This window comes from Streptomyces sp. NPDC038135, from assembly GCF_055601245.1.
Genome location: NZ_JBVJXS010000002.1, coordinates 1 through 14,885 on the forward strand (window position 1 = coordinate 1; position 14,885 = coordinate 14,885).

Consider the following 14,885-nt stretch of genomic DNA (forward strand, 5'->3'; position numbering starts at 1 on the left):
GCCCGGTTACATTCCGAACCCGGAAGCTAAGCCTCACAGCGCCGATGGTACTGCAGGGGGGACCCTGTGGGAGAGTAGGACGCCGCCGAACAATTATTGGGAAAACCCCCGCATCGAAAGATGCGGGGGTTTTCTGCGTTCCGGACCTTTTCAGGTCCCCGAGGGGACCGAAGAGATGCGAGGGTCAGAGACGGCCGGCCGCCTTAAGAGCCAGATAGGCGTCCGCCAATGCCGGAGCCAGTTCGTCGGGCGTCTCGTCCACTACGGTCACGCCGTGCCGACGCAACTGCTCAGCCGTGCGCTGCCGTTCGGCCTGCGCCTGCGCCCCGGCAGCGGCCTCGTACACGGCCTCCGCGTTCCCTCGGGCCTGCGCCATTCGCGCGATATGGGGATCGGCCACTGAGGCCACCAGAACCGTATGCCGCTGGGTGAGTTGCGGAAGCACCGGCAGCAGGCCCTGTTCCACAGGAGCCGGGTCGAGCGTCGTGAGCAGCACGATCAGGGAGCGGCGCGGGGCCGTACGCAGAGCGGTCGCCGTCAGGCCGCGCGCATCCGTTTCCACGAGTTCCGGTTCCAGCGTGGCCAGCGCGTTGACCAAGGACGGCAGGACGTCGCCGGCGGCGCGGCCCTGGACCCGGGCCCGTACTCGGCGGTCGTAGGCCAGGAGTTGGACGCGGTCGCCGGCTCGGGAGGCGAGCGCCGCCAGAAGCAGTGCCGCGTCCATCGAGGCGTCCAGACGGGGGACGTCACCCACGCGGCCGGCGGAGGTGCGGCCGGTGTCGAGGACCAGGAGGATGTGACGGTCGCGCTCGGGGCGCCAGGTGCGCACCGCGACCGCGGACTGCCGGGCGGTGGCGCGCCAGTCGATCGAGCGGGTGTCGTCACCGGGGACGTACTCCCGCAGGCTGTCGAACTCGGTGCCCTCGCCCCGGGTCAGCACGCTGGTGCGACCGTCGAGCTCGCGCAGTCGGGCGAGCTTGGACGGCAGGTGCTTGCGGCTGGTGAACGGAGGCAGGACCCGCACCGTCCAGGGAACCTTGTGCGTGCCCTGGCGGGAGAAGAGACCGAGCGGGCCGTAGGAGCGGATCGTGACGCGGTCTGCCTGGCGGTCGCCGCGCCGGGTGGGGCGCAGTCGGGTCGTGACGCGGCGGCGTTCGCCGGCCGGCACGGTGACGCGGTGCCGTGAGCCCTCGCCCTCGGTCCCGGGCTGCCAGCTGCTGGGGGGCCATGCGTCCCTCAGGCGCGCCCGCAAGGGGCGGCTGGTCGGGTTGGTGACGGTGAGAGTGACGTCGGCGGTCTCGCCGAGGCGTGCGGAGGTGTCGCCGGAGCGGGACAGGCCGAGCCGTCGTACCGGAGCCGCCAGGGCGAAGTCGCAGGCGCAGGCCAGGGCGACGGAGCCGTTGACGGCGATGATGCCGGTCCAGCCCGGCTCCAGGATGCCGACGGGGATCGAGCCGAGGGCCGCCAGGAGGGCGGCGCGTCCGGTGACGGCCATCAGCGGGGGACCGGGACGTGGGCGAGGATGGCGTTGATGACGGAGTCGGTGGCCACGCCCTCCATCTCGGCCTCGGGCCGGAGCTGGATCCGGTGGCGCAGGGTGGGCAGGGCGAGGGCCTTGACGTCGTCGGGGGTGACGTAGTCGCGGCCGGTCAGCCAGGCCCAGGCGCGTGAGGTCGCCAATAGGGCGGTCGCGCCGCGCGGGGAGACGCCGAGGGTGAGGGAGGGCGACTCGCGGGTGGCGCGGCAGATGTCGACCACGTAGGCGGTGATCTCGGGGGAGATGCTCGTCTTGGCGACCGCGGCGCGGGCCGCCTCCAGGGCGGCCGGGCCGGCGACCGGGCGTACGCCGGCGGCGCGCAGGTCGCGCGGGTTGAAGCCGGCGGCGTGGCGGGTCAGGACGTCGATCTCGTCCTGGCGCGAGGGCAACGGGATGGTCAGCTTGAGCAGGAAGCGGTCGAGCTGGGCCTCGGGGAGGGGGTAGGTGCCCTCGTACTCCACCGGGTTCTGGGTCGCGGCGACGAGGAACGGGTCGGGGAGCGGGCGTGGTGTGCCGTCCACCGTCACCTGGCGTTCCTCCATGGCTTCCAGGAGGGAGGACTGGGTCTTGGGAGGGGTGCGGTTGATCTCGTCCGCGAGCAGCAGGTTCGTGAAGACCGGGCCGGGCTGGAAGGAGAACTCGGCGCTCCGCGTGTCGTAGACCAGGGAGCCGGTGACGTCGCTCGGCATCAGGTCGGGGGTGAACTGGACCCGCTTCGTGTCGAGTTCCAGCGCGGACGCGAGTGCGCGGACGAGCAACGTCTTGGCGACCCCGGGGACTCCTTCCAGCAGAACGTGTCCGCGGCACAGGAGGGCGACGACGAGGCCGGTCACGGCGGGGTCCTGGCCGACCACGGCTTTGGCGATCTCGGCGCGCAGGGCTTCGAGGGAGGCTCGGGCCGCGTCCGGGTCCCCGGTGGTCCCGGCGTTGTCAGTGGTCGGGTCCATCATGAACGGCGAACCTCTCTTTCGAGGGCGTCGAGTTGGTCGGTGAGTGCGATGAGGGCCGTGTCGTCGCCGGGGGGCGGTCCGAACAGCAGGGGGTGCAGGTTCTTCCCGTCGCCGTGGAGTTGGGCGGACAGGGCGGGGAGCAGGGCTTCAGGTGCGTGCGCCTGGGCGGCGGGGACGCCTACGAGCGGGGCGAGACGCGTGCGGGTGGCCGCGCGGAGCGCCGCGGCCGCGCGGTCGCGGGCGTCGGCCTTCCGGTAGAGGCGGGCGCGGCCTTCGGCGGTCTCGGAGGCGCGGATGGCGACGGGGAGGTTCTCGGGCACGAGCGGCCCGAACCGGCGTGCCCGCCAGAACGCGGCGAGCACGGCGGCGACGAACAGCTGCAGGGTGCCCCAGAGCCAGCCGGACGGAAGCAGGTCGAGAAACGTCTTCTGGTCGCCGGAGTCGGCGGCCGAGCCGTCGGAGAGCGAGGGGAGGTACCAGACCAGATGGGGACGGGAACCGAGGAGCTGGAGGGCGAGCGAGGCGTTGCCCTGCTCGTCGAGGCGCTTGTTGTAGAGGATGTCGGGCGCGCCGAGCACCACGGTGTCGCCGCTTCCGGATTTCGCCGGGACGCGGAGCAGGGTGGCGAGGCGTTCGCTGGGGTAGCAGGAGTCGGCGCCCAGGTGGGTGGTGGTGTAGCGGATGCCGCCGGTGTCGGCGCTGCCCGCGCGCCGGGCTTCGGGAAGGGCGCAGCCGGGTGCGAGCGTCGAGTCCGTGCTGGTGGCGGGGTCCGCGGTGACCCCGGGCACGAGCCGTTCGACGGACCAGCCGCCGGCCGCGACGAGGACGGTGCGTCCGCCGGAGGCCGCGGTGGCGGAGTGCAGCCGGGTCTGTTGCCGGTGGGTCAGCAGGTCGGGTACGGCGACCAGGAGCGTGGTGTTCGGTCCGGCCGCGGCGCGTGCCGCGCCGAGTGTGGTGACGACGCGCGTGGAGACGCCCCGGTCGGCGAGGAGTTCGGCGACCGCCCGGCTGCCGTAGGGGTCGGCCGAGCGCGGGTCGAGCGCGCCGTGGCGGGTCTGGGAGCGGACGGCGGCGATCGCCACGGCCGCGACCAGGACCAGCAGTACGGCGAGTGCGATGCCTCGCGAGCGGGTCCAGACGTGGCGGGCGGTGGGCGATGCCGAGGTGGCCGGCAGCGAGGTCCCGGTACTCATTCGGCGACCCCCTGGCGGGCGCCGTGGGCCGTGCCGGTGGCGCTCTTCGTCAGGTCGGGCCTGTTGCGTTCCAGGTCGCGGTCGAGTTCGGCGATGCGCCGGTACGCCTGCTCGTCGGAACGGCGGCCGCCGTACGTGACGTCGTCGAACTCCCGGGCGGCGGAGCGCAGCCGGTCGGAGTGCGCGGGGAGGGTGCGGCCGGCCTCGGCGGCGGCCTCGTCCGCGGTGCGGCCGGGGCGCACGTCGAGCAGGGCCCGCTCCTCCAGGGAGCGGACGATGGCCCGCATGCGTTCCTGGACGGCCTGGCTCCAGTGGCCCTGGGCGGCGTGCGCCTCGCCGGCCGCCCGGTGTTCGGCGGCGCTGCGGGGGCGGTCGTCGAACAGGGCGGCGGCGGAGACGGGGGTGCGGCGCGGGGTGCCCAGGCGCCACCAGAGGGCGGCCAGGACGGCCACGACGACCACGACCACCACGACGAGGCCGAGCGCCCCGCCGGGCGTCGCGGACGCCGCGGTGTCCAGCAGGTGGCCGGCCCAGTCCCAGAAGGCGTTCAGGGCCCGCTGGACCAGCCCGGGATCGTTCTCGTGGTACATCCGCTTGGACAGTTCGCGGCGCGCCGCTTCCCGCGCCGGGTCGCGCGGGATGGTGACCGGCGGCTCGTCGCCCGAACCGCCGGCCGTCAGGACGCCGGCGCGGGCTGTGACGCCCAGCAGGCCGCGTACGGCCGATCCGGCGGCGCCCGGCAGCGCCGGTACCGCCGTGAGAACTCCCCCCGTCAGGTTCACCGCATCAGCTCCCCGGTACGGGGCCGGGGGCAGGGGTGGCGGGGCCGTCTCCCTGGACACCGGCGGCGCGGGCCAGCTCGATGTCGAGGGCCTCGCGGCGGATGCGCTGGTCGATGTACAGCAGCACGGTGACGCCGGCGGTGATCGGCAGCGTGATCATGGCGCCGATCACCGAGCCGATGCCGCTGATGATCAGGAAGGTCCAGCCGGCGTTCTGGGCGCCGGTGGTGAAGAACGTGGCCATGCCCCCGCCTGCGGTGGCGCCGGCGATGAGGGCGAAGGGGATGACGACGAGCGACGAGACGATGTTGGCGATGAGCCCGGCCAGCATCTGGATGCCCAGCACGCGCCACCACGAGCCGCGGACCAGCTTCGCGGAGCGGCTCATCGACTTCACGATGCCCTGCCGCTCCAGCATCAGTGCGGGCGAGGCGAGGGAGAAGCGGACGGTCAGCCAGATCGCGACGACGAGCGCGGCCAGCATGCCGAGGATCAGCAGGGCGATGCCGGCTCCCTCGTTCCCGCCGAGGGCGAGGACGATGATGCCGGGCAGAGCGCCGCCGAACATCACGCCGGCGGAGATGAGGCCGAGCAGGATGAGGAGGCCGAACAGCTTGGGCACCTGGGAACGGGCGTCCCGCCAGGCCTCGCCGGTGGTGACCGGCCTGCCGAGAACGGCGCGGCTGGTGACGGTCGTCAGCAGGGCGGTCGCGACGATGGAGCCGATGACGGAGATCACGGCGACGACGAAGGTGCCGGTCATGAGCGTGCCGAGCGCCCGGAGTATCTCGCTTCCGGAGGCGCTGGGGTCGCTGAGGGCGTCGGCGGTCGCGCTGTCGTTCAGCAGGAGGCCCTGCAGCAGGATCAGGCCGAGCTGGGTGACCACCGCGACCGTCAGCGAGATGCCGAGAACCGTGCGCCAGTGGGTGCGCATGGTGGAGACGGCGCCGTCGAGGATCTCGCCGACGCCGAGCGGGCGCAGCGGGATCACGCCGGGCTTGGCCGCGGGCGGGGGCCCGCCCCAGCCGCCGCCCCAGGCCGCGCCGTAGCCGCCGGGAGCGCCGTAACCGCCGGGCGGGCCGCCGTACCGGCCTCCCCCGGGGCCGCCGCCCCAGCCCATGCCGGGCGGCGGCGGTGGCGGCGGAGCCTGGCCGGGACTCGGTGCGCCCGTGGGCGCGGACCACTGGCCGGGCGGGGGCTGCTCGTTGGACCACTTCGCGCCCGGCGCCTGCGTGTCCGGGCCCGGCTGTGCGGCGGGCTCGGCGGGGCCAGGGCGGTCGGCGGGCTCGGCGGGGCCGGACGCGCCGGGTTCCCGCCCGTCGGGCGACGGGGCGGATCCGGGCGAGGCCCAGCCCGGAGTGTCAGTCATCGAAGCTCCTTCACGGTGCCCGTCCGCGGACGCGGCGGCAGGTTGGCAGACATCGTGCCATGGGGTGGTGGTCGGACGACCGGCCGCGGTAGGCGCTGGACTCCTTCAATTGTCCGCCGGTTCCGGGGCAGACTGACCGCATGGCTGATCAGTACGCGCAATCCGGCGAGGACAAGCGGCCGGCCGAGATACCTGCGATCCGATGGGAGGAACCGCCGGAAGGCCCCGTGGTGGTCCTCCTCGACCAGACGAGGCTGCCGGCCGAGGAGGTCGAGCTGGTGTGCACGGACGCACCGGCGCTGGTGGAGGCGATCCGCTCGCTGGCCGTGCGCGGGGCACCGCTGCTCGGGATCGCCGGGGCGTACGGCGTCGCGCTCGCCGCCGCGCGGGGCTTCGGCGTCGAGGAGGCCGCGGCGGCGCTCGAGAGCGCCCGGCCCACCGCCGTGAACCTGTCCCTCGGGGTGCACAGGGCGGCGTCCGCCCATCGCGAGGCGCTCGCCACCACCGGCGACCCGACGGCGGCGGCGATGGCGGCGCTGGCCACGGCACGCCGCCTGCACCAGGAGGACGCCGAGGCCAGCGGGCGGATGGCGGTGCACGGGCTCGCGTTGCTGGACGAGCTGCTGCCCGGCGGCGGGCACCGCATCCTGACCCACTGCAACACCGGGTCGCTGGTCTCGGGCGGGGAGGGGACGGCGTTCGCGGTGGCCCTCGCCGCTCACCGGGAGGGGCGGCTGCGCAGGCTGTGGGTGGACGAGACGCGTCCGCTGCTGCAGGGCGCGCGCCTGACGGCGTACGAGGCGGCGCGGCGCGGGATGGCGTACACCCTGCTCACCGACAACGCGGCCGGGTCGCTGTTCGCGGCGGGTGAGGTGGACGCGGTGCTGGTCGGCGCGGACCGGATCGCGGCCGACGGTTCGGTGGCGAACAAGGTGGGGAGCTATCCGCTCGCAGTGCTCGCCCGGTACCACCATGTGCCCTTCATCGTGGTGGCGCCGGTGACGACGGTGGATCCCGGCACTGCGGACGGGGCGTCCATCGAGGTCGAGCAGCGCCCCGGGTACGAGGTGACCGACATCCTGGCCCCGCAGATGCCGGTGGCGGGAGCCGGTGGCGGCATCGCGGTGGCGCCCCTGGGGACCCAGGCGTACAACCCGGCGTTCGACGTGACGCCGCCGGAGCTGGTGACGGCGATCGTCACCGAGGAAGGCGTGGTCTCACCCGTGACGGCCGGGTCGCTCGCTGAACTGTGCGCGCGGTCGCGCCAGGTGACGTCCGGCTGAGCGACGGAGCGACCTGAGTGGCGGCCCCCTCCGCCCTGCCGTGAGGCGCGGGGCAGGGGGCCGGTACCGGCCGGGACCACCATGCCGGATCCGCCCCGCCCCCGACCGGGGGCCGGACGCCGACCGCGGCCCGATCGGCGGGTCCGGCCGCGGGAACGGCGGCGCCGGGGCAGACAGTGACGGTCGGGTACGACTATCGTCACGGGGCAGTGAGCTCCCTCACCTGCGCCTCTGTCGTCGTTACAAGAATGGGATGATGTCGTTTATGAAGGGACGAGTCCTTGTCGTCGACGACGACAGCGCACTGGCCGAGATGCTCGGGATCGTGCTGCGTGGTGAAGGTTTTGAGCCGTCTTTCGTAGCCGACGGCGACAAGGCGCTGGCCGCTTTCCGGGAGTCCAAGCCCGATCTGGTGCTGCTGGACCTGATGCTGCCCGGCCGGGACGGCATCGAGGTGTGCCGCCTGATCCGGGCGGAGTCCGGGGTGCCGATCGTGATGCTCACGGCCAAGAGCGACACCGTCGACGTCGTCGTGGGCCTGGAGTCCGGCGCTGACGACTACATCGTGAAGCCGTTCAAGCCGAAGGAGCTGGTGGCCCGTATCCGGGCGCGGCTGCGGAGGTCGGAGGAGCCGGCGCCGGAGCAGCTCACCATCGGTGACCTGGTGATCGACGTGGCCGGGCACTCGGTGAAGCGCGACGGGCAGTCGATCGCGCTGACCCCGCTCGAGTTCGATCTGCTGGTCGCGCTCGCCCGCAAGCCGTGGCAGGTGTTCACCCGCGAGGTGCTGCTCGAGCAGGTGTGGGGCTACCGGCACGCCGCGGACACGCGGCTCGTCAACGTGCACGTCCAGCGGCTGCGCTCCAAGGTCGAGAAGGACCCGGAGCGGCCGGAGATCGTGGTGACCGTCCGTGGTGTCGGATACAAGGCAGGACCGAGCTGACATGTCCGGTGACAGTGCCGCTTCGGCCCCCGGCCGGTCCGGGACCCGTCCGGAGCGGCCTGTCGGCCGGAAGACGGCGGGTTCGCGCTGGGGACGCCTCTTCGAGGGCGGGCTGCTGCAGGGCGGGGTCCAGGGCAGTCCGGTCCTCCGTCTGTTCATGCGCTGGGTCCGGCGTCCGCTGCTGCCCGTCATGCGGCTGTGGCGGCGCAACATCCAGCTCAGGGTCGTCGCCACGACCCTGCTGATGTCGCTGGGCGTCGTTCTGCTGCTGGGCTTCGTCGTCATCGGGCAGGTGCGCAATGGTCTGCTCGACGCGAAGGTCAAGGCGTCGCAGAGCCAGGCCACCGGCGGCTTCGCGGTGGCCAAGCAGAAGGCCGACGAGGCCGTCGGCGGCGCCGGCACGGCCCCGGCGTCCGGTGACGACGCCGACACCACCGACGGACGGCAGTCGCAGAACGTCATCCAGTGGATGAGCGACCTCGTCGAATCGCTGTCCAGCGGCGGAGCCGGCGCGTTCGACGTCGTGACGCTGCCCGTGGGCGACGACAGCGGGGGCGGTCGCAGTCCGCGCGGCTCCGGGAACGTCAACCCGTCCTCCAGCGTGCCCGCCGACCTGCGCGACCGCGTCAACAGCAGTACGACGGCCGCCCAGAGCTACACCCGGATCGTCTACTCCAACGCCAAGGACTCCCAGCCGGCGCTGGTCATCGGCAAGCAGGTCAACGACCCCAACGGCCACCCCTACGAGCTGTACTACCTCTTCCCGCTCACGCAGGAGGAGAAGTCCCTGAGCCTGGTCAAGGGCACGCTCGCGACCGCGGGCCTCTTCGTCGTCGTACTCCTCGGAGCGATCGCCTGGCTGGTGGTGCGGCAGGTCGTCACGCCGGTGCGTATGGCGGCCGGGATCGCGGAACGGCTGTCCGCCGGGCGGCTGCAGGAGCGGATGAAGGTCACCGGCGAGGACGACATCGCCCGTCTGGGCGAGGCCTTCAACAAGATGGCGCAGAACCTGCAGGTGAAGATCCAGCAGATGGAGGACCTGTCGCGGATGCAGCGGCGGTTCGTCTCCGACGTCTCGCACGAGCTGCGCACCCCGCTGACGACCGTGCGGATGGCCGCCGACGTCATCCACGAGGCGCGCGAGGACTTCGACCCGGTGACCGCCCGGTCGGCCGAACTGCTCGCCGACCAGCTCGACCGGTTCGAGTCGCTGCTCGCGGACCTGCTGGAGATCAGCCGTTTCGACGCGGGCGCTGCGGCGCTGGAGGCCGAGCCGGTGGACCTGCGGGAAGTGGTGCGCCGGGTGGTCGGCGGAGCCGAGCCGCTCGCCGAGCGCAAGGGCACCCGCATCCGCGTGGCCGGCGACCAGCAGCCCGTCGTCGCGGAGGCCGACGCCCGGCGGGTGGAGCGCGTCCTGCGCAACCTCGTCGTCAACGCCGTCGAGCACGGCGAGGGCAAGGACGTCGTCGTCCGGCTCGCCGCCGCGGGCGGGGCCGTCGCCGTCGCGGTGCGCGACTACGGCGTGGGTCTCAAGCCCGGAGAGGCGACCCGGGTCTTCAGCCGCTTCTGGCGGGCCGACCCGGCACGCGCGCGTACCACCGGCGGTACCGGCCTCGGCCTGTCGATCGCCCTGGAGGACGCCCGACTGCACGGCGGCTGGCTCCAGGCCTGGGGCGAGCCGGGCGGCGGCTCCCAGTTCCGGCTGACCCTGCCGCGCACCGCGGACGAACCCCTGCGGGGCTCGCCGATACCGCTGGAGCCCAAGGACTCGCGGCGCAACCGCGGACTCGACGACGCGGGCCTGACCCGCGGGAGCGAGGAGAAGCGGGCGACCGTGCCGGTGCAGCCGGGCGGCGGCGGCCGGGTACCGCCGCTGCCCGCGCGCGCCTCGGGGCTCGCCACGGCGACGCCCGCAGTCGACCCGAGCGCGCTGCCCGGCAACGGCAACGGCGCGCGCGTGGTGCCCCGGCCGGCCGGGCCACCGCGTACCGAGGACAGGCGGGATCCGCGGCAGGCGGCAGACCCAGACGCGGGCCGTCCGGAACAGGCCGGGCCCGAGGACGCGACCGAGCCAGGGGAGGCATTTCGTGGGCGATGACCGCGAGGGGGGCGCCCGGCACCGGCCGGGACGCGCGGTGGCCTACGCAGTCTGCGGGGCCGTTCTGCTGTCCGGATGCGCGTCGATGCCCGACAGCGGGGATCTGCGGGACGTCGAGTCCACGCCGCGGCAGGACACGGGCGTGCGCGTGTTCGCCATGCCGCCCGCCGAGAACGCCGAGCCCAGCGAGATCATGCAGGGCTTCCTCGAGGCGCTGACCAGCGACGACCCGGAGTACGACACCGCGCGCAAGTACCTGACGACCGACGCCGCGCGCACCTGGCGGCCGGAGCAGTCGGCCACGGTCCTGGCGAACGGGCCGAGCGTGGTGGCCGACCACCAGCCGGCCGGCCGGGAGGCAGGGGACACGCTCACCTACGTCCTCGCGGGCACCCGGGTCGCCACCGTTGACGGAGAGCAGGCCTACGCGCCCGCCGACGGGGCCTACCGCAACCGGGTGCACCTCATCAAGGACGCCAAGAGCGGGGAGTGGCGCATCGACTCCTTGCCCCAGGGCGTCGTCATGGGCAAGACGGACTTCCAGCGCAACTACACGTCCGTCAACAAGTACTACTTCGCCTCTTCCACGACGGTCAGGACGACCGGGCAGCCGGTCGCGGTCGCCGACCCGGTGTTCGTCCGCAGCAAGGTGGACCCGATGACCCAGGTGGTCCGGTCGCTGCTGACTGGTCCCAGCACCTGGCTCAGGCCGGTCGTCAGGTCCAGCTTCCCGACCGGTACGGACCTGCGGAAGGGCGTGTCGGGGCTCGCGCCGGACGACCAGAACAGGCTGACGGTGCCGCTGAACGCCAGGGCCTCCAAGGTCGGGTCCGCCCGGTGCACGGAGATGGCGACCCAGCTGCTCTTCACGCTGCGGAACCTGACGCCGACGCTGGACGCGGTCGAGCTGCAGGGCCCGGGCGGACACCGGCTGTGCGACCTGCGGGAGGGGGACGCGGAGTCCGCCGCCTGGCACGCCTCGGCGCAGCGCCCCGACAACCTCTACTTCCTCGACGGCAAGCACCGGCTGGTGCGGCTGCCCACCCTCGGTACCGGGACCAGTGCCGTCCCGGTGCCGGGCCCGCTGGGCCGGGGCGAGCGGCAGCTGCGGTCGGTGGCCGTCTCGCGGGACGAGCGCACCGTCGCCGGGATCGGCGCCGACGGCAGGAACCTGTACGTGACCTCGCTGGAGCCGGACGGTTCGCTCGGCGGCCCGGTGGTCAGCAGCCAGGCGCTGAACGCGGACGACCGGCTCACCACGCCGAGCTGGGACGCCGGCGGCGACCTGTGGGTGGCCGACCGCGACCCGCGCGATCCCAAGCTGTACGTGGTGGAGCAGGGCGTCGGCAAACCGGTCCGGGTCACCGTCCCCGACCTGCCCGGACGCATCAGGGACGTGCGGGTGGCGGCCGACGGGGCGCGGGTCGCGCTGGTCGTGGAGAAGGACGGCAAGCAGTCGCTGCTCATCGGCCGGATCGCGCGCGACGAGGAGTCCGGGGAGAGCCCCGCGGTCGTCGAACTGCGTTCCGCCGCACCCGATCTGGAGCAGATCACCGCCATGGCCTGGGCGGGGGACAGCCGGCTGGTCGCCGTCGGCCTCGAACAGGGCGGTGTGCACCAGATGCGGTACGTGCAGGTCGACGGCTCCACCCTGGACGGTCCCGCGCCCGCGGCCCTGTCCGGCGTGATGGCGATCGCCGCGTCCGAGGACGAGCGAGCGCCGCTGGTCGCGTACTCGGAGGACGACGGGGTCGTGCGGCTGCCGTCGGGCGCGCAGTGGCAGAAGGTGGACAAGGACGGGACGGCACCGGTCTACCCGGGCTGACGCGGGCCGTCCCGGGTTGTCCACAGGGCGTTGTCCACAGGGGTGGCGGGCGGTCCCGGACCTCGGCACAGTTGTGCCCATGCGGGGGTGGTGGCGGGACCTCACCGACCTGGTGCTGCCGACCGACTGCGCGGGCTGCGGGGCACCTCGTACGGCGCTGTGCCCGCGCTGCCGAAGCCTCCTGGGGGCGACCCCGCCACGCCGGGTGCGGCCGCTGCCCGAGCCGCCCGGGCTGCCGGTGGTGCACGCGGCGGCTCCCTACGGGGGAGCGGTGCGGGAGCTGCTCCTCGCCCACAAGGAGCGGGGCGCGCTCGCGCTCGCGGGGGTGCTGGGCGCCGCCCTGGCGGGAGCCGTGCGCGTGGGTCTCGGACCGGCCGGTCGCGGCGCCGGGCCGCCGGTGGGCGGGCCGGCGACCGTGCTGCTGGTGCCCGTGCCCTCCGCCCGCCGGGCCGTGCGGGCACGCGGACACGATCCGGTGCGGCGGACGGCGTTCGCGGCGGCCGGGGAGCTGCGGCGCACCGGGACACCGGCACGGGTGGCCGCCGTGCTGCGGCAGCGGCGTGCGGTGGCGGACCAGGCGGGGCTCGACGCGCGCCGGCGCCTGGCGAACCTCGCGGGCGCGCTGGAGGTGACCCCGGGCGGGGCCCGGCTGCTGGTGGGAGGCCGGGTGGTGCTCGTCGACGACCTGGTCACGACCGGTGCGAGCCTCGCGGAGGCGGCGCGGGCCCTGCGGGAGGTGGCCGTAATCCACCGCGATGGCGCAACCGCTGTGTACGCGGCCGCAACCCGGGAAGGTAGGGAGGAACGACGGATCGGAGCTCGATCGGAGAAGGAGCGGTGGGTGCATGATGCACCGGAAAATACGGCCTGGAACGCCGTCGGAGAGACGCTCCGCGCGGCCGTGATCGCCGCCCCTCGGGATTCTTTCGAAATAAGCCGGAACTGACCGCGAAGCTGCATCGTTGCAGGTAGTAACGGGGTTAATTCACCTGAACGGAGGTACGCCGCAGTAGAGGGTGACGACATCCGTCCGGGCGAGATATGTTCGGTTGTGAGGAAAGGCGCAGGCCACACCTCTTCAATCGGAATGCCGTGCAGCGGGTTTTCCGTATTGACCCGCGCCGGTGGGGTGGAGATCTCGCCCATGGGGGAGGAGGAGGTGGACGTCACCGAGTCCGAGGTTCCGGTGCTCACCGGGATCTGGTGCAAAAGGGAGATGCTCCGCCGATGGAGCGGAGCGATCCGGGAACGGAGTTCTGCGTGGACATCGTCGTCAAGGGCCGCAAGACCGAGGTGCCCGAGCGGTTCCGCAAGCACGTGGCCGAGAAGCTGAAGCTGGAGAAGATCCAGAAGCTCGATGGCAAGGTGATCAGCCTCGACGTCGAGGTGTCCAAGGAGCCCAACCCTCGTCAGGCCGACCGTTGCGACCGAGTGGAGATCACCCTCCGCTCCCGCGGTCCGGTGATCCGGGCGGAGGCAGCGGCCAGTGACCCGTATGCGGCACTCGATCTGGCGGCGGAGAAACTGGACGCGAGGCTGCGCAAGCAGCACGACAAGCGGTTCTCGCGCCGTGGCGCACGCCGGATCCCGGCGGCCGAGGTCGCCGACCACGTCCCCGGCGCGGCGACGCTCAACGGCAACGGCATGCCCGTCCACGAGGAAGACACGGAAGGAGTGCCGACGAAGAGGATCGGCTCGCTCGAGGTCAAGGGCGAAGGCCCCCTCGTCGTCCGCGAGAAGACCCACGTCGCCTCCCCGATGAGCCTCGACCAGGCCCTCTACGAGATGGAACTGGTCGGCCACGACTTCTACTTGTTCGTCGACTCCGAGACGAAGGAGCCGAGTGTCGTCTACCGGCGGCACGCCTACGACTACGGCGTCATCCACCTCAGCACCGACCCGATGGTCGCTGAGGCGCAACCGCCCGCGGCGGGCGGCACGCTGGGTGGCTGATCCACCCGGCACAAGCTGAGCCGGTGCCCCTGGAAGCGCGCGTGCGCCCCCAGGGGCACCGGTGTGCGCCCACTGGGCGCCCCGCTCGTCACCTCGGTGACGTCCGGGCATGGAATCATGGCCGCACCGGCCCAACCGGTGGGCCGTTGCCTTGGGTTGGCGATGGCACAGGACCACAGGCCACAGCCTTCAGGGGGAGGAACGATGGCGGACACCTTCGGACCGATGCGGGGCGCCGACGCCCATGACGGTCTCGTCGGAACGGACCAGGACACGGACGCTCCGCGCAAGGAACCGATCAGGGTCCTGGTGGTCGACGACCACGCCCTGTTCCGCCGCGGCCTGGAGATCGTGCTCGCGGCCGAGGAGGACATCCAGGTCGTCGGCGAGGCGGGCGACGGCGCCGAGGCCGTGGACAAGGCCGCGGACCTGCTGCCCGACATCGTGCTGATGGACGTGCGGATGCCCAAACGCGGCGGGATCGAGGCCTGCACCTCCATCAAGGAGGTCGCCCCCAGCGCGAAGATCATCATGCTGACGATCAGCGACGAGGAGGCCGACCTCTACGACGCGATCAAGGCGGGCGCGACCGGATACCTCCTCAAGGAGATCTCGACGGACGAGGTGGCCACCGCCATCCGCGCGGTGGCCGACGGGCAGTCGCAGATCAGCCCGTCCATGGCCTCCAAGCTCCTCACCGAGTTCAAGTCGATGATCCAGCGCACCGACGAGCGCCGGCTGGTGCCGGCGCCCCGGCTGACCGATCGCGAGCTGGAGGTCCTCAAGCTCGTCGCCACCGGGATGAACAACCGCGACATCGCCAAGGAACTGTTCATCTCCGAGAACACCGTGAAGAACCACGTGCGCAACATCCTGGAGAAGCTGCAGCTGCACTCCCGGATGGAAGCGGTGGTCTACGCGATGCGGGAGAAGATCCTCGAAATCCGCTAGA

12 protein-coding genes and 1 rRNA gene are annotated in these 14,885 nt (G+C 72.9%); 8 read left to right on the forward strand and 5 right to left on the reverse strand.

Going from position 1 to position 14,885, the window contains the following annotated elements; genetic code table 11:
• Nucleotides 1–91 (forward strand): 5S ribosomal RNA (rrf, locus tag ACZ7JA_RS04390); the annotation flags it as partial.
• A gap of 93 nt (nucleotides 92–184) precedes the next feature.
• Here the strand turns inward: rrf and ACZ7JA_RS04395 are convergent.
• The 5 genes from ACZ7JA_RS04395 to ACZ7JA_RS04415 are packed head-to-tail and all read right to left on the reverse strand — an operon-like array spanning nucleotide 185 to nucleotide 5,831.
• Nucleotides 185–1,495: a DUF58 domain-containing protein gene (locus ACZ7JA_RS04395; RefSeq protein ID WP_470807150.1), complete on the reverse strand. Its 1,311-nt coding sequence runs from the start codon at nucleotides 1,493–1,495 to the stop codon at nucleotides 185–187.
• Nucleotides 1,495–2,484, reverse strand: coding sequence for an AAA family ATPase (locus ACZ7JA_RS04400; RefSeq protein ID WP_470807705.1), 990 nt, complete (start codon nucleotides 2,482–2,484; stop codon nucleotides 1,495–1,497). Before ACZ7JA_RS04400 ends, ACZ7JA_RS04395 begins: the two co-directional genes overlap by 1 nt.
• A complete protein-coding gene (locus tag ACZ7JA_RS04405; protein ID WP_470807151.1) occupies nucleotides 2,484–3,680 on the reverse strand; it encodes a DUF4350 domain-containing protein in 1,197 nt (398 codons plus the stop codon). The genes ACZ7JA_RS04400 and ACZ7JA_RS04405 overlap by 1 nt, the downstream gene beginning before the upstream one ends.
• Nucleotides 3,677–4,462, reverse strand: coding sequence for a DUF4129 domain-containing protein (locus ACZ7JA_RS04410; RefSeq protein WP_470807152.1), 786 nt, complete (start codon nucleotides 4,460–4,462; stop codon nucleotides 3,677–3,679). Before ACZ7JA_RS04410 ends, ACZ7JA_RS04405 begins: the two co-directional genes overlap by 4 nt.
• 4 nt (nucleotides 4,463–4,466) lie before the next feature.
• Nucleotides 4,467–5,831, reverse strand: a complete 1,365-nt coding sequence (locus ACZ7JA_RS04415) for a DUF7847 domain-containing protein (protein WP_470807153.1) — start codon at nucleotides 5,829–5,831, stop codon at nucleotides 4,467–4,469.
• A 140-nt stretch (nucleotides 5,832–5,971) separates the two neighbouring features.
• On the opposite strand from ACZ7JA_RS04415, the gene mtnA reads away from it, so the two are divergent.
• From mtnA to ACZ7JA_RS04450, 7 genes are all read left to right on the forward strand, one after another.
• Nucleotides 5,972–7,114, forward strand: coding sequence for an S-methyl-5-thioribose-1-phosphate isomerase (mtnA, locus tag ACZ7JA_RS04420; protein WP_351665394.1), 1,143 nt, complete (start codon nucleotides 5,972–5,974; stop codon nucleotides 7,112–7,114).
• Nucleotides 7,115–7,367: 253 nt separating this feature from the next.
• Nucleotides 7,368–8,057: a two-component system response regulator MtrA gene (gene mtrA, locus ACZ7JA_RS04425; protein ID WP_202485207.1), complete on the forward strand. Its 690-nt coding sequence runs from the start codon at nucleotides 7,368–7,370 to the stop codon at nucleotides 8,055–8,057.
• A 1-nt stretch (nucleotide 8,058) separates the two neighbouring features.
• Nucleotides 8,059–10,155, forward strand: coding sequence for an MtrAB system histidine kinase MtrB (gene mtrB, locus ACZ7JA_RS04430; RefSeq protein WP_470807156.1), 2,097 nt, complete (start codon nucleotides 8,059–8,061; stop codon nucleotides 10,153–10,155).
• Complete coding sequence (locus ACZ7JA_RS04435; protein ID WP_351665389.1) at nucleotides 10,145–11,980, forward strand: LpqB family beta-propeller domain-containing protein; 1,836 nt, start codon at nucleotides 10,145–10,147, stop codon at nucleotides 11,978–11,980. Before mtrB ends, ACZ7JA_RS04435 begins: the two co-directional genes overlap by 11 nt.
• A 79-nt stretch (nucleotides 11,981–12,059) precedes the next feature.
• Nucleotides 12,060–12,926 (forward strand): ComF family protein, encoded by an 867-nt coding sequence (locus ACZ7JA_RS04440; protein ID WP_389306211.1) that lies wholly within the window; start codon nucleotides 12,060–12,062, stop codon nucleotides 12,924–12,926.
• Nucleotides 12,927–13,240: 314 nt separating this feature from the next.
• Nucleotides 13,241–13,933, forward strand: a complete 693-nt coding sequence (hpf, locus tag ACZ7JA_RS04445) for a ribosome hibernation-promoting factor, HPF/YfiA family (RefSeq protein ID WP_389306309.1) — start codon at nucleotides 13,241–13,243, stop codon at nucleotides 13,931–13,933.
• 204 nt (nucleotides 13,934–14,137) lie between these two features.
• Nucleotides 14,138–14,884 carry a response regulator gene (locus ACZ7JA_RS04450; RefSeq protein WP_470807158.1) on the forward strand — a complete coding sequence of 249 codons (747 nt, stop codon included), beginning with the start codon at nucleotides 14,138–14,140 and terminating at the stop codon, nucleotides 14,882–14,884.
• Nucleotide 14,885 lies beyond the last annotated feature (1 nt).